The following is a 17,081-nucleotide window of genomic DNA, read 5'->3' as shown; positions in this document are numbered from 1 at the left end:
TCACAGACAGTACCGAGGCGACGTGATGTCCCAAGACAGGTTGCACACCGGCCCGCTTCAGCGCGGCTTGAAGAATCGGCATATCCAGCTCATTGCTCTGGGCGGTGCCATTGGTACCGGCTTGTTTCTCGGCTCAGCAGGTGTGCTACGCAGCGCGGGACCCTCAATGATCCTAGGCTATGCGATCGGCGGGCTGATCGCGTTTCTGATCATGCGGCAGCTCGGTGAGATGGTCGTCGAAGAGCCGGTCGCCGGTTCATTCAGCCATTTCGCCCACACCTACTGGGCGCCCTATGCAGGCTTCCTGTCGGGTTGGAACTACTGGGTGCTTTATGTGCTGGTGGGCATGGCGGAATTGACCGCTGTCGGCAAGTATGTGCAGTTCTGGTGGCCCGAGGTGCCGACCTGGGCGACAGCCGCGGTCTTCTTCGTGCTGATCAATGCGATCAACCTCGTCAACGTCAAAGCGTTTGGCGAAACCGAGTTCTGGTTCGCCATCATTAAGGTCGCCGCCATCGCCGGGATGATCGCCCTGGGGCTGTACCTGCTGGTGAGCGGAGCCGGGGGCGAGCAGGCCTCGATCAGCAACCTCTGGGCTCACGGGGGGTTCTTTCCCAACGGTATAAGCGGCATGGTCATGGCGCTTGCCATCATTATGTTTTCCTTCGGCGGACTAGAGCTCGTCGGGATCACCGCGGCTGAGGCGTCGGATCCGCGAACAGTCATACCAAAGGCGATCAACCAGGTCGTCTATCGCATCCTGATCTTCTACATTGGCGCGCTGTCGGTGTTGCTCGCGCTTTATCCTTGGGACAGCCTGCTCGAAACGCTCGGCTCAGCAGGCGATCCCTACAGCGGCAGCCCGTTCGTGCAGATCTTTTCCTTGATCGGCAGCGATACCGCAGCACACGTGCTCAACTTCGTGGTGCTCACTGCGGCGCTGTCCGTGTACAACAGTGGCGTTTACTGCAACAGTCGAATGCTCTACGGGCTGGCAGAGCAGGGTGATGCACCGAAGGTGCTGATGACCGTGACTCGCCGGGGCGTACCTGTGTTGGCGATTCTTGTCTCAGCACTGATGACGATGCTCTGTGTTCTGGTCAATTACCTGCTGCCACAGAGCGCGCTCGAATTGCTCATGTCACTTGTCGTCGCGGCGCTATTGATCAACTGGGCGATGATCAGCCTGGCGCATCTCAAGTTTCGCCGCGCTCTAGTGGCTCGCAGGGTCGAGCCCAATTTCAAAGCGTTTTGGTATCCGCTGAGCAACTATCTGTGTTTGGCGTTCGTCGCCTTGATCGGGGCGATCATGCTCTCGATGCCCGGGCTGCGGGTTTCGATCATCGCAATGCCGTTCTGGATCGCGTTCATCTGGGTGTGCTTCCGCGTTCGTCTGGCGCTGCGCGGCCGTTGATCGACCGGTCGGCCGGGCAAAAAAAACCCGACTGCCAAGAGCCGGGCCAAGACCATTAGGAGTAAAAATGAGGTCGCGTTCCTCGCTGCCTCAGCTGGCCAGGCATTGGGGGGATTGCCTGGCCAGTGCTTTGAAGTATTGGTCTGGATCGACGACTTTGCAGAGCGAATCCGTGGCTTTTTAAAACGGATTTGGAATAGGCATCCGTACCTTGATCGCTCAGGCTTCGAGTACTTGCCGAACGGCCGCCAACGCATCATCCAGCACGCGGGCCGGCGTATAGAAATGCGGCGAGAAGCGAATCCCCCCTCCGCGTAGCGCGCAGACGACCTGTTGTGCTTTCAGCTGCTCGAACACCTCGGAATGGTCTTTGCCATCAGCGCTGAATGTGACGATGCCTGCTCGGCGTGCCGGGGCCGTGGGGCTTAGCAGGCGAACGCCAGGCATGCGCGCCAGTTCTCGCTGAAGATAGTCGACGCGCTCGGCGAGCCCTTTCCCGACCTGTTCAAGGCCTACCTCCTCGAGAAGCGAAAGGCTGGCCTCCAATGCGACCCCCCCGATCATGTTGGGGCTGCCGCATTCGAATCGCCGTGCGCTGCGTGCCGGCTGCCAGTCCGTTCGTTCGTAGTCGCCCGCGTGCTCAAGCATGTGCCAGCCGTATTCGTGCAGCGTCAGGCGTTCGCGAAGGTCGCTGCGACAATAAAAGGCGCCGAGCCCTTCTGGACCCAGCATCCACTTGTGTCCATCGGCCATGGCGAAGGCACAGCGGCTCTCCTGTACATCGAACGGCAATGCGCCCAGCTGTTGTATGGCGTCGATGCAGAGCAATACGTCGCGCCTTTCGCAGGCTTCGCCTAGTCGCGGCAAGTCCAGGCGCAGTCCGCTGGCGTATTGCACCGCGCTAATTGCCATAAGGCGTGTTTTTGGCCCGCAGGCGGCGATCAGTGCCGCTTCGGGGTCGTCGCCAGCCAGGCTCACCTGTACTACCTCGACGCCGCGCGGGCGCAACGCCTCCCACACCACGCGATTGGATGGGAATTCTTCGTCGCTGATGACGATTCGATCGCCAGCCTTCCAGTCGAGGCCGAAGGCAACGAATGAGAGCGCTTCGGAGGTGTTTTTGACGAGAGCGATGTCGGCGATCGCTGGTGTATTGAGCAGACGCGCAAGCCTTGCTCGCAGGCTGCTTTCTATCTTGAGCCACCGTGGGTAGTCGCGAGCGCCAATCGTCACATTCTCCCGGGCGAAGGCCGCTACGGCTTCTGACGCGCGGCGCGGCCAGGGTGCAACGGCGGCGTGATTGAGGTAGCACAACCCATCGGCCTGGGGAAATTCGTCATTCACTGAACTCATGCGTGTCGCCTCGTGCTTTTTCTGACCGGATAGGCATAATGGTCCGCTTCGAAACCTCGGCCGCAGCCCCTTATGCAAAATGAACCCCGCAAGGTTCGCGAGTTTCGCCGTCGCGAACAGGAAATCCTCGACACCGCGCTCCAGCTGTTCCTCGAACAAGGGGAAGACAGCGTAACTGTCGAGATGATCGCCGACATGGTTGGCATCGGCAAAGGCACCATCTATAAGCACTTCAAATCCAAGGCGGAGATCTACCTGCGCCTGATGTTGGACTACGAGCGCGACCTCAACGAGTTGCTTCATTCACCCAGCGTCGACCGCGACAAGGAAGCCCTGTCGCGCGCCTATTTTGAATTCCGCATGCGTGACCCGCAGCGTTACCGGCTGTTCGACCGACTGGAGGAAAAGGTGGTCAAGGGTAATCAGGTGCCCGAGATGGTCGAAGAGCTGCATCGGATTCGCGCATCCAACTTCGAGCACCTGACGCAGCTGATCAAGGGCCGGATCGCCGAAGGCAAGCTGGAGGACGTACCGCCATACTTTCACTACTGTGCAGCCTGGGCGCTGGTACACGGCGCCGTGGCGCTCTATCACTCGCCGTTCTGGAGCAACGTGCTGGAAGATCAGGAGGGGTTCTTCCAATTCCTCATGGACATCGGCGTGCGCATGGGCAACAAGCGCAAGCGTGACTAGGTGGCGACGGTAGCGGGGTAGATGATGCAGCAAGCGCTTCTGCGGGTTGCGGGCGCACTGCAGGAGGCAGATCGCATCCTGGTGATTACCGGTGCGGGCCTCTCGGTCGACTCCGGGCTGCCAACCTACCGGGGCGTCGGGGGCCTCTATAACGGGAGCACAGAGGAAGGTCTGCCGATCGAGACTGCATTATCCGGCCCGGTGCTGCAGCGTGACCCGGCGCTGTGCTGGAAGTATCTCGCCGAGATCGGTCGAGCATGCCTTGCCGGTCGACCCAATGACGGGCACATGGCGATTGCTAGCTTGCAGCAGCAAAAGCCTGAGTGCTGGGTGCTGACGCAGAACGTGGACGGCTACCACCTCGCCGCTGGTAGTCCTCGAGCGCGTGTGATCGAACTCCACGGCACCCTGGCGCCGCTGTATTGCGTCGACTGTCATGCCCATGGCGAGGCGCTGGCAGCGGTCTTGACCCGACCGCTGCCGCCTCGGTGCGACAGCTGTGGTGGCGTGCTAAGGCCGCCCGTGGTGTTGTTCGAAGAACGGCTGCCAGAGGCGGCGCTTGGAGTGTGGCGGGCGCAACTCGCGAGGGGCTTCGATGCGGTGATCACCGTGGGCACCTCGGCAAGTTTCGCCTACATCATCGAGCCCGTGCTGCAAACGCGCGCCGCTGGTGGCTTTGCTTGCCAGATCGATCCGGTAGAAAGCGAACTGTCCCGTCTGGTGGATGTGCATCTTCAAGCGGGCGCATCAGACGTTTTGCCACAGCTAATCCGTCACATTTTTTCCGATTGAATTTGCTCATCGGCGCAACGGCAGGCATAGTTCGGCCACTTCTCGCTTCGAACCTATCCGTGCCATGCGCCAACGCCTCGCACCCCTGCTGCCGATTTTCCTCGTTACGCTGCTGAGCGCCTGCGCCAGCCAGCCGCAACCTGCCGAGCCGGTCGTGGCCCTCGAAGGGTTTGGTTTCGAGCTGCCTCCGCTCAACGTGAGCGAACAGGGTGCCTACGATGCCGAGGCGGAGGCCTCGCTCGGGGCCCTCACCGATGACACCCGCTATGCCTTGCCCGCCTTGGCGGACAGCGTGCTCGAACGCGGTTTCAAGCTGGTGGGTACGCCATATCGTTATGGTGGTCGTTCGACCCGTACCGGCTTCGACTGCAGCGGCTTCGTAGGCTTCGTGTTCCGTAAGGAGGCCGGCATCGAACTGCCGCGCTCCACCCGTGAGATGATCAATCTCGACGTGCCCAAGATCAAACGCAGCGACCTGCAGCCGGGCGACGTAGTCTTTTTCAATAATCGCGGTCGTGGGCGGGTCAGCCACGCCGGTATCTACATCGGCGAGCATCGCTTCATACACTCGTCCAGCTCGCGCAGTGGGGGCGTGCGGGTCGATAGCCTCGATGATGCCTACTGGCGGTCCAGCTTCATGCAGGCCAAGCGTGTACTCGTGTTGGCCGGCGAGACGAAGGTAGCTGCCAACCACCACTGAGCGGCTCCGCGCCGAGCGGGGTTGCATCCATGGCAGCGTACCGGCAGAGTGATGGCTCGTTTCCCCGGACTGCTCTGCGATGCCCGTTCTGGCCCGCTCGATCCTGATTTCCTTCATTGGCCTGCTGGCCGCCTGTGCAGGCGACCCGCCCCGGCACGCGCCTCTCGTCCACGAGCCCATAGCGATACCGCAACCCTCCGGAACAGCTGAGGACGTGCTTTTCACTGCGCTGGGGCTCGTCGGTACCCCGTATCGCTACGGTGGCAACACGCCGTCCAGCGGCTTCGACTGCAGCGGCCTGATCGGCTATGTCTACCGGGGTGCAGCCGGCCTGGAACTGCCGCGTACCACCCGCGAAATGAGCGGGATGCGCGGTGTCGGGGTGCGGCGCGACGCTCTGCAAGCCGGCGACCTCCTATTCTTCGCCACGGCAGGCGGCCGGAAGGTCAGCCACGCAGCGATCTACGTCGGCGAAGGACGTTTCGTCCACGCCCCCTCGTCTGGCGGCACGGTTCGGCTCGATCATTTGTCAGATCGATACTGGCAGCGTGCATACCTCAGCGCCAAGCGCATCCTCGATACCGAGCAGTGGGCGAGCACGCGCTGACAGATGAGTTAACGCGTCTATCGACAGGCTGTTCAGCCACGCGGGCGCGGCCTGTATGGTTGAGCTACTGCCATGGTCACCGGGATCAAGCTGTGAAGCCTCTGCTGCGCCTGCCTGAACCGCCCGCTGCGTGCGAACTCTGTCAGCGGGCTGCACGGCTTACCCGCCATCACCTGATCCCCCGGGCGGTTCACAGCAAGAATTAGTCCGCAAGCGTTATTCGCGCGAGGAACGGATCACAGCAGCACTCTGGGTCTGCCGGCCTTGTCACGACGAGATTCACCGGCTATTCAGCGAAAAGGAGCTGGCGCTTAACTACAACTCCCGTGAGGCCTTGCTAACCGATTCACGTCTTCGCGCTTTCGTGGACTGGTTGGCGGCCAAACCGGCGGGCTTCGTACCGCGACATTGAGCGATCTGGGTGCTCGTCGGAATATTTGGAAATATTCCGCGGGTTGACTTTGGACAGGTGTCGAAATGTCGCACCTCGGCTATGATCGGCACCCCAAACTTCTCGGGTGCGCGTCCTGCGCACGAACCGTTTCCCCTTTTGCGTTAGGTGCCTTATGCCTGAAGTACTTCAGTACGTGCTGATCGGCCTCGCCGTGGCCGCTCTGCTCGGTGTCGTTCTTGAAGAGATCACTCACGTCAACAAAGCCAAAGTCACGCTATTCTTCGGCACCCTGGCCTGGATGCTGCTGTTCGTATTTTCTCCAGAAGGCGCCGAGCGTGAGCGGGTGCTCGAAAGCCTTAACGAAAACATCGCCGAGATCGCCGGGCTCTGGATCTTCCTGGTCGCTGCGATGACGTTCGTCGCTTACCTGAACAAGAAGGGCCTGATCGAAAACCTGATCTACCTCGTGCTGCCGCAGCGGATTAGTGAACGCGCCTTGTTGTTTCTCACAGCGACCTTCTGCTTCGTGTTCTCCTCCCTGGCAGACAACATCACCGCGACGCTGGTCTCCATCACCTTGATCATGTCGCTCAAGCTCAGTGCTGAGAAAACCATCAAATACGCCGCATTGGTGGTGTTCGCGGTCAACTCTGGTGGTGTTGCGCTGATCACCGGTGATGTCACGACGTTGATGATCTTCCTGGCTGGCAAGGTGAAGATTCTGCAGCTGCTATTGCTGGCAATTCCGGCATTCCTTGCCGTCATGCTGTTGGCGGCGATGCTCTCGGTCGGCATGGGCGGGCAGGTAGTCGTCGAGCGCAAGCGCACCGAGGTGCGGCGTGTGGACATTGCCATCGCGATGATTTTCCTGGCGACCATTCTGTGCACCATTGCTGGGAATTTCCTGTTCCAGATTCCGCCGGTGCTGACCTTCCTGACTGGCCTGTCGATCATGTTCCTGGTGGCACGCTTTTTCAGTGATGACATCGAGACGGATCCCATCCTCGAATACGTCCGCCAGGTTGAATTCGAGACCTTGCTGTTCTTCCTAGGCATCCTTCTGCTCGTCGGTATGCTCAAGGAGATCGCGGTGCTCGACGGTCTGGTGCGTATCTATGATCAGGTTCCGGCTGTCATGGCCAACTACTCGATGGGCGTGCTTTCCGCGGCAATCGATAACGTCCCTCTGACGGCCGCGCTGCTTAAATCGGGTTTGCAAATGGGCGTGGCCGAGTGGATGGTGCTGACCTATGCCGTCGGCGTCGGCGGCTCGCTGCTGGTGATTGGCTCTGCAGCCGGCATCGTGGCGATGAGCAAGGTGCGTGGGCTTACCTTCGGCAGCTATTTGAAGTACTTCGTCTTCCTGTTCATCGCATTCAACGCCGGTTTCGCAGGGGTGTACCTCATGGGGCGCACGATTGCCGGCTGAGCGCGCAATGGCCCGCCGCCGGCAACCGGCAGGCGGTTAGGGCCAATGCAGGTTGAAATGCGAGCCCAGGACGAAGCAGCCGTCCAGCAGGTCCCAGCGCTCGACGCATGCGTGTTTGTTCGGCCCGGCATGCAACTTCAATCGATTGAACGAATTGGGTGAGGTGCCACGCACCCGCGAGGACAGGGTGGTGCCCGCCTGGACCATCCAGATCTCACGCGACAGCGCGGTGTATTGCTTGGACAGCGGCAAGACGTAGGGCAGGTGGATATGCCCGCCCATTACCAGGTCAAGTCCTTCATCGGCCCAGCAATGCAGGGCTGCATCGGCACCGTGCTGCAAGTTGCTCAGATCGCTCAGCACCATGGCGCCGAATGGCTGATGGGCGACCACGATGCGTAGCTTGTCCCGGCTGGTCTGCCTCAGCCGCTCACGCACCGCTCGTACCTGCTGATCGGTGACCAGCCCGTCCTTATGGCGTCTTGGATGCGTGGTATTCAGGCCTATCACCAGCACTTCGCCATTTTCGAAGGTCGGCTCCAGGTCGTCTCCAAAATGCCTGCGGTAATTGCGGTAGGGCGTCAGGAAGCGTGCAAAGAGGTTGTACAGGGGGATGTCGTGATTCCCGGGAATCACTAGCGTCTCGGGAATGCCATGAGCGAGCAGGCGCTCGACGAACGCCTGCGCCGCTGCGAACTGGCTGGCACGGGCGCGTTGCGTGATGTCACCGGAAAAGACCAGAAGGTCCGCCCCGTGCTCGCGTACGTGGCTTTCCAGGGCCTCGACGACACCGGATTGCTCGGTGCCGAAATGGGTGTCGGATATCTGCACGATGGTCGTCATTAGGCTGGCGTCTTCTCGTTGGGATGCCGGGTTCGAAGGCACGTTACCTTATTCGAAGCCAGGATCGCCGAGGCGTTCCGGTAACGTCTCGTGACGAGCTTGCGGCGACGCTTCCGGTTGCGCCGCGCAGGGCCTTGGACTAACCTCCGCGCTGCTTCAGGTGCCCCCTGGCATAAAGCCAGTCGGGTGAAACAGGGAAGCCGGTCCATTCGTAGAAGATTCCGGCGCTGCCCCCGCAACGGTAGGCGAGATTGAGCCGCACAAAGCCACTGTGCTCCAGGCACGGGAAGGCGCGGCTTACAGGACGTTCGTCCACTCGCAAGCCCGGAGACCGGCCTGTCGCAATCCACGGCAGTGCGGCGGGCGCTGATCGGGGTGCGGCTGCTTGCACCTGCGCTCCCTTCGTATCCTCCGTCTGCCCTTATCGACTGTTGTCGTGCGGCGGGCACGACGGAGACCCCACCTTGATCTGCAAGACCCTCACTTCAACCGCGGCGTTCGCGCTGCTCGGCCTGGCTCCCTTTGCGCTCGCGCAGGCTGCGCAAGGCTCACTCGACCTGGATTCGACCGTCGTCACGGCGACGCGCGTCAACACGCCAACGCCAGCGCTGGCGGCAACCACCGTCATCGATCGTGAAGAAATCGAGCGCAGCCAGGCGACGTCGCTGCCTGATCTGCTGCGTCGTGTGCCGGGCTTGTCGTTAGCCAACAACGGCGGGCCAGGCAAGACGACCAACCTGTTCCTGCGCGGCACCAACTCGGACCACACCATCGTGCTGGTCGACGGGGTGAAGGTCGGTGCCGTCAGCAACGGCGCTGCCGCTTACCAGGATTTTCCGGTCGAGCTGATCGAACGTATCGAAGTGGTACGGGGACCGCGCTCGAGCCTCTATGGCTCCGAAGCCATTGGCGGCGTCATTCAGATTTTTACCCGTAAGGGCGAGGTGCACGGCATTCGCCCATTCTTCTCGGCAGGCTACGGCACGCATGACACCGCCACCGGCAGCGCCGGTGTCAGCGGCGGCGATGGCCAGGGCTGGTTCAACCTGGCGGTCAATAGCGAAGATACCGACGGTATTGATGCAACCAACCACAACAGTTTCTCCAACGACCCGGACGCCGATGGCTATCGCAACCTGGCCGGTTCGTTGAATGCCGGCTACCGTTTCGACAACGGGCTGGAGCTGGCTGGCAATGTGCTGCGTGCCAAGATGCACAACGAATATGACGGCGGCGACGATGCGTACATGGACGGCGAGCAGCACGTGGTGGGCGGTAGCGCGCGCTATGCCCCCGTCCAGAACTGGCTGGTCACCCTGCAGGCTGGGCGCAGCCAGGACAAGAGCGACGCGTACAGCGACGGCAGTTTTTCGTCACGGTTCGATTCGCGTCGCGACCAGTTCTCCTGGCAGAACGACATCCAGCTGGCGGAGCGGCACACCCTGACCCTCGGCTACGACTATCTGCAGGACGAGCTCAGTAGTGACTCGAACTATCAGATGAATTCACGACACAACAACGGCGGCTTCGCCCAGTATCTCGGCAGCCATGGGCGCCTGGACTGGCAACTCAACGCGCGCCGGGACGTTAACGAAACCTTCGGTGGGCACAATACCGGCGCGGTCGCATTGGGCTATGCCTTGACTGACGATGTGCGTGGCTATGTCAGCTACGGTACTGCGTTCAAGGCACCGACCTTCACTCAGCTTTACTACCCGGGATTCTTCGGCATGTATGAAGGCAATCCCGACCTGGACCCGGAGGAGTCCGAGAACCTCGAGGTCGGATTGGAAGGTCAGCCAAGCTGGGGTAGCTGGAGCGTCAATCTGTTCCGCAACGAGATCGACAACCTGATCGCCGCCACCGGCCCGAACAATGGCTATATAAACGTCGACGAAGCGCTGATCCACGGCGCCGAGCTTAATGTCGCGAGCGAGTGGCTTGGCTGGTTCTGGAATGCCAACGCGACGCTTCTTGAGGCCGAAAATCGCTCGGATGGCGCCAACAACGGCCGGAACCTGCCGCGTCGGCCACAGCAGCTGTTCAACCTGGAAATGGATCGCGCATTCGATCGCATCAGCGTAGGCGCTACGCTGCATGCCGAAGGCGCACGCTACAACGACGCGGCAAACCAGACCGAGCTGGGCGGTTTCGCTACGGTTGACCTGCGTGCTGAGTACCGCATCGATCAAGAGTGGCGCGTGCAGACGCGGGTCGCGAACCTGTTCGACGCCAACTACCAGACGATTGACGGCTACAACCAGCCTGGCCAAGCGGTCTATTTCACCGTCCGTTATCAGGCCCTCTGATTCGGACTCAACGGCGCACCTCGAAGGAGAACACGCATGATCAAACTGTCCCCACGAGCCCAAATGGCTGTCGGCGTTGCCCTGGTGGCGCTGATGGCGATGACCCGCGGGCAGCATCTTGCCTCGGTCAACTTGCCGAGCGCCTCTTGGGCGGTGTTCTTCCTGGCTGGTGCATTGTTAGCGCCGCGCTGGGTCTTCCCGGGGCTATTCGTCGAGGCTTCGCTGCTGGACCTGGCCTCGATGGGCTGGGAAGTCGCCGGTAGCTATTGCATGTCCCCGTCGTATTGGATGTTGCTGCCGGCCTACGGTGCGCTCTGGTGGGGCGGACGCACCTATGCGCGGTTGCACCAGCCACACTGGCGCAGCCTCGCGGTGTTGGCGGCCTGCATGGCAGCCAGTGCGTTCGTTTGCTATCTGTTCTCCGGCGGTGGCTTCCTGTTCTTCTCCGGCCGTTATGAAGAGCCGTCGTTGGCGCTACTGGTCGAACGTATCGTGCACTACTACCCGCGCAACCTTGGCACCATGGCGGCGTATGTGGGTATGGCGGCGCTGCTGTTCGTCGGGCTGCGGGGCTTTAGCGCTGAGCGCGCTGAGGCTCGGGCATGAGCGAATCGACTGAGCGCGACGCCCGGCACCGCGCACGTATGCAGCGCAAGAAAGCGGTGGTCGACGAAAAAATCGCCGCCGCACAGGACGAATACGGCCTTCTGTTAGTGCACACCGGCAACGGCAAGGGCAAGAGCAGCTCCGCCTTTGGCATGGTCGCTCGTGCGCTCGGCCACGGCATCAAGGTCGGCGTCGTTCAGTTCATCAAGGGTGCGGCCAGCACCGGTGAGGAGAATTTCTTCCGGCGCTTTCCTGACGAGATCCGCTATTACGTAATGGGCGAAGGCTTCACGTGGGAAACTCAGGATCGTCAGCGCGACATTGCCAAGGCCCAGGAGGCCTGGGCGGTTGCAGCGCAGCTGTTGGCCGATTCGAATGTCGGTCTGGTCGTGCTCGATGAACTCAACATCGCACTCAAATACGGTTATCTCGAGTTGGAGACCGTACTGGCCGACATCGAATCGCGGCCGCTATTGCAGCACGTGGTCGTGACCGGCCGAGGCGCCCCGCCTGCGCTGATCGACGCGGCGGATACCGTGACCGAAATGAACCTGGTCAAGCACGCCTTCAAGGCGGGCGTCAAAGCGCAAAAAGGAATCGAATACTGATGCAGGGGCTTGCAGCCGGCGCCGGGCGACGCGGGGCTATGGATGACTGAAGTGCGTCAATGTCCTGCATTGCTCATCGCCGCGCCGGCATCCGGTCAAGGCAAAACCACCGTGACGGCTGGCCTGGCCCGACTCCATGCCCGGCAGGGGCGACGGGTTCGGGTCTTCAAGTGCGGCCCCGATTTTCTTGATCCGATGGTGCTGGCGCGGGCCAGCGGCCACCCGGTCTACCAGATCGATTTGTGGATGGTCGGTGAGGCGGAAAGCCGGCGGCTGCTCTGGGAGGCCGCGCGCGACGCCGACCTGATCCTTATCGAAGGAGTCATGGGCTTGTTCGACGGTACGCCATCTGCAGCTGATCTGGCGCGCAGCTTCGGCGTGCCGGTGCTGGCGGTGGTGGACGGCTCCGCCATGGCGCAAACGTTCGGGGCGTTGGCGCATGGCCTGGCGAGCTACCAGCCGGACCTGCCGTTCGCGGGCGTGCTGGCCAACCGCGTCGGTAGCTCGCGTCATGGTGAAATCCTGCGTGATTGCCTGCCGGCGCACATCGACTGGTACGGAGCCATGCCGCGCAGCGAGCAGGTTGGGCTGCCCAGCCGACATCTCGGCCTGGTACAAGCGCAGGAACTGGCTGACCTGGATGCACGGCTGGATGCTGCAGCGGACGCTCTGGCCAGCAGTGCTGATAGCGAGCTGCCGGCACTGGTGAGCTTCGCGCCACCCCGGCAGGAAGCCATCCCGCGTTTGCTAGAGGGCGTTCGCATCGGTGTAGCGCGCGATGCCGCGTTCGCATTCGTTTACCAGGCCAATCTCGATCTCTTGCAGCAGCTTGGCGCCGAGCTGCTGTTTTTTTCCCCGCTCAGGTTCGCGCGGTTGCCGGCGGTGGACAGCCTCTATCTGCCGGGTGGTTACCCGGAGTTGCACCTCAAGGCCCTGGCTCGAAACCGCGCCATGGGCGAGGCAATCCGGGCGCACCACGAAGCGGGCAAACCGACACTCGCCGAGTGCGGCGGCATGCTTTATCTGATGGACGGGCTCACCGACCGCGATGGCCAGCGAGAGGCCATGCTTGGGCTGCTGCCTGGCGAGGCGCGCATGCAACCGCGCCTCGCCGCGCTGGCCTTGCAAGAGGTTCAGTTGCCGGAGGGCCGGTTGCGTGGCCACACGTATCACCATTCCGCCCTCGATACGCCGATGCGGCCGCTGGCACGGGGTGAGTGTCCAAACTACAAACGCACCGCCGAGGCGGTGTATCGTCAGCACCGCTTGACGGCTTCCTACATTCATTTCTACATGCCATCCGATCCGGTGGCCGCTGCGGCATTGCTGACTCCATGACTGATTCTGCGTTTACTGATGAGCAGCGCGCCGGCGTCTATCGTGCTATCGCCGAGCGGCGTGACATGCGCCATTTCTGCGGTGGCTCCATTGCGCCGGAATTGCTGGCGCGGCTGCTCGAGGCCGCGCACCAGGCGCCCAGTGTGGGGCTGATGCAGCCGTGGCGTTTCCTGCGTATCAGCCAGCCGGACCTTCGCAAGGCAATCGCTGATCTGGTGGAGAATGAGCGCCTGCAGACTGCTGAGGCGTTGGGCGAGCGCAGCGACGAATTCATGCAGCTCAAGGTCGAAGGCATCCGCGAATGCGCCGAGGTGCTGGTCGTCGCCCTAATGGACGGCCGCGAGCGGTACGTGTTCGGCCGGCGTACCCTGCCGGAAATGGACCTGGCTTCCGCATCCTGTGCGATCCAGAACCTTTGGCTGGCCGCACGGGCTGAGGGGCTCGGCATGGGCTGGGTGTCGCTTTTCGATCCGGAAGCGCTGGCCCAGTTGCTGCAAATGCCCGAGGGCGCCAAGCCGATCGCCGTGATTTGCCTGGGCCCCGTCGAGGCGTTCTACTCTGCGCCCATGCTGCAGCTCGAAGGCTGGGCCGAACCACGGCCGCTGGCTGAATTGAGTTATCTCGATCGCTGGGGCAACCCGGCGTGAGCTTGGCGCTGTCCTGCTTGGCCGGCATCGGCCTCGATGCTTGGCTCGGTGAGCCGCGGCGTGCTCATCCCTTGGTTGCGTTCGGTCGCTGGGCCGATACGTTGGAACGCCATTTCAATGGGCCGGATGGGCGCGGCTGGCGTAGCCACGGCGTTACCGCATGGTGCCTGGCAGTGCTGCCACTGACGGTGCTGGCCTGGCTGCTGGCGTGCCTGCCAGCTATCGGTGGGCTGGTCGAAATCGCGCTGCTTTATTGCGCGCTGGGCTTGCGCAGCTTGGGCGACCACCTGCTGCCAGTGGCGCGGGCACTGCGCCAGGGCGATCTGCATGAAGCACGTCGACGAGTGGGTTTCATCGTCAGCCGCGACACCCGCAACCTGGATGCGCAAGGTGTCGCCCGCGCGGCCACCGAATCGGCGCTTGAAAATGGCAGCGATGCGGTCTTTGCAGCGCTGTTCTGGTTCGCCGTGGCGGGCGCACCCGGAGTGGTGCTGTATCGCCTGAGCAACACGCTCGACGCCATGTGGGGTTATCGCAGCCCGCGCTTCGAGCGTTTTGGCTGGGCCGCGGCACGCATCGACGATCTGTTGAATTTCTTTCCGGCGCGGCTGGTGGCGCTCACCTATGCGTTACTCGGTCGTACGCGTCGCGCACGGTACTGCTGGCGAACGCAGGCGCCACAGTGGGACAGCCCCAACGCCGGCCCGGTGATGGCGGCAGGCGCCGGCGCACTTGGCGTCACGCTCGGCGGTGCAGCGATCTACCACGGCGAGGTGCACCCGAGGCCGATCCTGGGTGAGGGCCCAGCGCCAGAGGCGCGCGACATCGAGCGGGCGCTGGACATGGTGTGGGCGGGCGTCGGGCTCTGGCTGCTAGCGCTGCTGCTCGGAGGTTGGTTGCATGCTTGAGCACGGCGGACGTCTACGCGCCGCAGCGCGCGATTTCGACATCCCGCTGGCCGATTGGCTTGACCTCTCTACAGGTGTCGCGCCCTACGGCTTCGAGCTGCCGCCGGTCCCGGCCGAAGCCTGGCTCCGCCTGCCAGAGGTAGACGATGAGCTCAGTGCGGTTGCGCGTGGCTACTACGGTGTGGCCTCGCTACTGCCGGTGGCCGGCTCGCAAGCTGCAATCCAGGCGCTGCCGCGATTGAGGCTGCGTTCGCATGTGGGCATCGTCTCGCCGTGTTATGGCGAACACGCGCAAGCCTGGCGCCGCGAGGGGCATCGGCTCTATGAGTTCAGTGAAGGCAGCGTGTCGCGCGCGCTCGATCAGCTCGATGTGCTGGTGGTGGTCAACCCGAACAATCCTACCGGTCGCCTGTTGCCGGCCGAGCAGCTGCTCGACTGGCATGCGCGCCTCGCGGAGCGTGGTGGCTGGTTGGTGGTCGACGAGGCGTTCATCGATGCGACACCGGAGCATAGCCTGGCCGCGCATAGCCATTTGCCGGGGCTGGTGGTGCTGCGCTCGTTCGGTAAGTTCTTCGCCATGGCAGGGGCGCGGCTGGGTTTTGTATTGGGTGAGGGCGAATGGTTGCAGGTGCTAGAGCGTTCTCTGGGACCATGGCCAGTAGCCGGCCCATCGCGCTTCATCGGTGCCGCATTGCTTGCCGACCGGGATGGCCAAACGCGCCAACGCCAGCGCCTGCAGGCCGATACCGATCGGCTTGCGGCATTACTGACGGCAAACCGATTGCCGCCCAGTGGAGGCTGCGCGCTGTTCCAGTGGGTGCTGACCGAGGAGGCGAGCATGCTGCGTGAGTTCCTGGGTTGCCAGGGCATCCTGGTGCGTCACTTCGGACACCCATCGAGCCTGCGCTTCGGCCTGCCGCCAGACGAGGCGGGCTGGGCGCGTCTCGAGCGGGCGCTGACGCACTACCAGGCGCTGCGCGCATGACCAGTCTCATGGTTCAGGGCACGACCTCGGATGCTGGCAAGAGCACGCTGGTGACGGCGCTGTGCCGCTGGCTCATGCGCCAGGGTGTCGGGGTCGCCCCGTTCAAGCCGCAGAACATGGCGCTCAACAGTGCGGTGACGGTCGACGGTGGCGAGATCGGTCGCGCCCAGGCCGTGCAGGCGCAGGCCGCGGGGCTGGCGCCGCACACCGACATGAATCCGGTTCTGCTCAAGCCCAACAGTGACATCGGCGCCCAAGTCATCATTCATGGTCGCGCTGTGACCAGCATGGACGCGGCGGCCTACCACGATTACAAACGTGTCGCCCTGCAAGCGGTGCTGGAATCGCACCGGCGGCTGGAAACGGCCTACGACGTCGTGATGGTGGAGGGCGCCGGGTCGCCGGCCGAAATCAACCTGCGCGCTAACGACATCGCCAACATGGGCTTTGCCGAAGCGGTCGATTGCCCCGTCATCCTTATCGCGGACATCGACAAGGGCGGCGTATTCGCACACCTCGTGGGCACACTGGCGCTGCTGTCACCGAGCGAGCAGGCTCGTGTGAAGGGTTTCGTGATCAACCGTTTCAGAGGTGATATCGCGCTCCTGCAGCCTGGGCTGGACTGGCTCGAGGCGCGCACCGGCAAACCGGTGCTCGGCGTGCTGCCGTACCTGATGGATTTCCATCTCGAAGCCGAGGACGCCGTGGATGTACGGCAGATCGCCAAGGCCGAGCAGACCTTGCGCGTGGTGGTGCCGGTACTGCCGCGCATCAGCAACCACACCGACTTCGATCCGTTGCGCCTGCATCCTCAGGTGGACCTGCGCTTTGTCGGCCCGGGGCAGGCGATTCCCCCAGCGGACTTGATCATCCTGCCAGGCTCGAAAAGCGTTCGCGCCGACCTCGCATGGTTGCGCGAACAGGGATGGCCGCACGTGATCGAGCGGCACCTGCGCTACGGAGGCAAGCTGCTCGGTATCTGCGGCGGGTTGCAGATGCTCGGCCAGACCGTCGCCGATCCGCTTGGTCTGGAAGGCCCTGCGGGTACCAGCAATGGCCTCGACCTGTTGCCATTGAGCACAGAGCTCGCGGCTCAAAAGCAACTGCGTAACGTGCGCGGGCGGCTCTGCCTGGATGGCGTCGAAATTGCCGGATATGAAATTCATGCGGGCGTCACGCAGGTGGCCGACACTGCGCACGCTGCGGTTCAGCTGGATGACGGTCGCGCGGACGGCGCCGTCAGCGCGGATGGCCAGATACTCGGCACCTACCTGCATGGCCTGTTCGAGCTACCCGAAGCATGCGCGTCGCTGTTGCGCTGGGCCGGCCTGGACGAGGTCGAGCAGGTCGATTACCACGCCTTGCGCGAGCGTGACATCGAACGGCTCGCCGACTTGGTGGACGGCCACCTCGACACCCGTCTGTTGCGCCAACTCTGCGGCCTCTGAACTGCAA

General features: G+C 62.7%; 16 protein-coding genes, 1 pseudogene and 1 riboswitch. Of the genes and pseudogenes, 15 read left to right on the top strand and 2 right to left on the bottom strand.

Annotated elements, in window-relative coordinates:
• Positions 1–25: 25 nt before the first annotated feature.
• Positions 26–1,414 carry an amino acid permease gene (locus KXR72_RS04660; protein ID WP_437419916.1) on the top strand — a complete coding sequence of 463 codons (1,389 nt, stop codon included), beginning with the start codon at positions 26–28 and terminating at the stop codon, positions 1,412–1,414.
• A 219-nt stretch (positions 1,415–1,633) separates the two neighbouring features.
• Here the strand turns inward: KXR72_RS04660 and KXR72_RS04655 are convergent, their stop codons facing one another.
• Positions 1,634–2,767 carry an aminotransferase class V-fold PLP-dependent enzyme gene (locus KXR72_RS04655; RefSeq protein WP_437419915.1) on the bottom strand — a complete coding sequence of 378 codons (1,134 nt, stop codon included), beginning with the start codon at positions 2,765–2,767 and terminating at the stop codon, positions 1,634–1,636.
• A gap of 72 nt (positions 2,768–2,839) precedes the next feature.
• On the opposite strand from KXR72_RS04655, the gene KXR72_RS04650 reads away from it, so the two are divergent.
• From KXR72_RS04650 to nhaD, 6 genes and pseudogenes are all read left to right on the top strand, one after another.
• A complete protein-coding gene (locus KXR72_RS04650; RefSeq protein WP_243606434.1) occupies positions 2,840–3,460 on the top strand; it encodes a TetR/AcrR family transcriptional regulator in 621 nt (206 codons plus the stop codon).
• A gap of 21 nt (positions 3,461–3,481) precedes the next feature.
• Complete coding sequence (locus tag KXR72_RS04645; protein WP_437419914.1) at positions 3,482–4,252, top strand: NAD-dependent protein deacylase; 771 nt, start codon at positions 3,482–3,484, stop codon at positions 4,250–4,252.
• Positions 4,253–4,316: 64 nt separating this feature from the next.
• Positions 4,317–4,952 carry a C40 family peptidase gene (locus tag KXR72_RS04640; protein WP_437419913.1) on the top strand — a complete coding sequence of 212 codons (636 nt, stop codon included), beginning with the start codon at positions 4,317–4,319 and terminating at the stop codon, positions 4,950–4,952.
• A 79-nt stretch (positions 4,953–5,031) separates the two neighbouring features.
• A complete protein-coding gene (locus KXR72_RS04635) occupies positions 5,032–5,559 on the top strand; it encodes a C40 family peptidase (RefSeq protein ID WP_437419912.1) in 528 nt (175 codons plus the stop codon).
• A gap of 92 nt (positions 5,560–5,651) precedes the next feature.
• A pseudogene (locus KXR72_RS04630) lies at positions 5,652–5,971 on the top strand (hypothetical protein).
• Between the two features lie 154 nt (positions 5,972–6,125).
• On the top strand, positions 6,126–7,382 hold the full coding sequence (gene nhaD / locus KXR72_RS04625) for a sodium:proton antiporter NhaD (RefSeq protein WP_437419911.1): 1,257 nt from the start codon (positions 6,126–6,128) through the stop codon (positions 7,380–7,382).
• A gap of 36 nt (positions 7,383–7,418) precedes the next feature.
• Here the strand turns inward: nhaD and KXR72_RS04620 are convergent, their stop codons facing one another.
• Positions 7,419–8,225 (bottom strand): metallophosphoesterase family protein, encoded by an 807-nt coding sequence (locus KXR72_RS04620; RefSeq protein ID WP_437419910.1) that lies wholly within the window; start codon positions 8,223–8,225, stop codon positions 7,419–7,421.
• 141 nt (positions 8,226–8,366) lie between these two features.
• Positions 8,367–8,579, top strand: a riboswitch (cobalamin riboswitch).
• A gap of 113 nt (positions 8,580–8,692) precedes the next feature.
• Here KXR72_RS04620 and btuB point away from each other — a divergent pair.
• Genes btuB through KXR72_RS04580 form a run of 8 tightly spaced genes read left to right on the top strand, consistent with a single transcriptional unit; the run spans position 8,693 to position 17,074 of the window.
• On the top strand, positions 8,693–10,534 hold the full coding sequence (btuB, locus tag KXR72_RS04615; RefSeq protein ID WP_437420375.1) for a TonB-dependent vitamin B12 receptor: 1,842 nt from the start codon (positions 8,693–8,695) through the stop codon (positions 10,532–10,534).
• A gap of 36 nt (positions 10,535–10,570) precedes the next feature.
• A complete protein-coding gene (locus KXR72_RS04610) occupies positions 10,571–11,140 on the top strand; it encodes a hypothetical protein (protein ID WP_437419909.1) in 570 nt (189 codons plus the stop codon).
• On the top strand, positions 11,137–11,748 hold the full coding sequence (gene cobO, locus KXR72_RS04605) for a cob(I)yrinic acid a,c-diamide adenosyltransferase (protein WP_437419908.1): 612 nt from the start codon (positions 11,137–11,139) through the stop codon (positions 11,746–11,748). The genes KXR72_RS04610 and cobO overlap by 4 nt, the downstream gene beginning before the upstream one ends.
• A 42-nt stretch (positions 11,749–11,790) precedes the next feature.
• On the top strand, positions 11,791–13,086 hold the full coding sequence (locus KXR72_RS04600) for a cobyrinate a,c-diamide synthase (RefSeq protein ID WP_437419907.1): 1,296 nt from the start codon (positions 11,791–11,793) through the stop codon (positions 13,084–13,086).
• Positions 13,083–13,733, top strand: a complete 651-nt coding sequence (gene bluB / locus KXR72_RS04595; RefSeq protein ID WP_437419906.1) for a 5,6-dimethylbenzimidazole synthase — start codon at positions 13,083–13,085, stop codon at positions 13,731–13,733. The genes KXR72_RS04600 and bluB overlap by 4 nt, the downstream gene beginning before the upstream one ends.
• Positions 13,730–14,641: an adenosylcobinamide-phosphate synthase CbiB gene (gene cbiB / locus KXR72_RS04590; protein ID WP_437419905.1), complete on the top strand. Its 912-nt coding sequence runs from the start codon at positions 13,730–13,732 to the stop codon at positions 14,639–14,641. The genes bluB and cbiB overlap by 4 nt, the downstream gene beginning before the upstream one ends.
• Entirely contained in the window at positions 14,634–15,626 is a 993-nt protein-coding gene (cobD, locus tag KXR72_RS04585; RefSeq protein ID WP_437419904.1) for a threonine-phosphate decarboxylase CobD, read from the top strand. The genes cbiB and cobD overlap by 8 nt, the downstream gene beginning before the upstream one ends.
• On the top strand, positions 15,623–17,074 hold the full coding sequence (locus tag KXR72_RS04580; protein ID WP_437419903.1) for a cobyric acid synthase: 1,452 nt from the start codon (positions 15,623–15,625) through the stop codon (positions 17,072–17,074). Before cobD ends, KXR72_RS04580 begins: the two co-directional genes overlap by 4 nt.
• Positions 17,075–17,081 lie beyond the last annotated feature (7 nt).

Origin of the sequence: Stutzerimonas chloritidismutans, assembly GCF_051486945.1 — a bacterium.
GTDB classification, from domain to species: Bacteria; Pseudomonadota; Gammaproteobacteria; order Pseudomonadales; family Pseudomonadaceae; genus Stutzerimonas; species Stutzerimonas chloritidismutans_B.
Note: the sequence above shows the minus strand (reverse complement) of the source record. Positions and strands in the feature narration are given on the sequence as shown.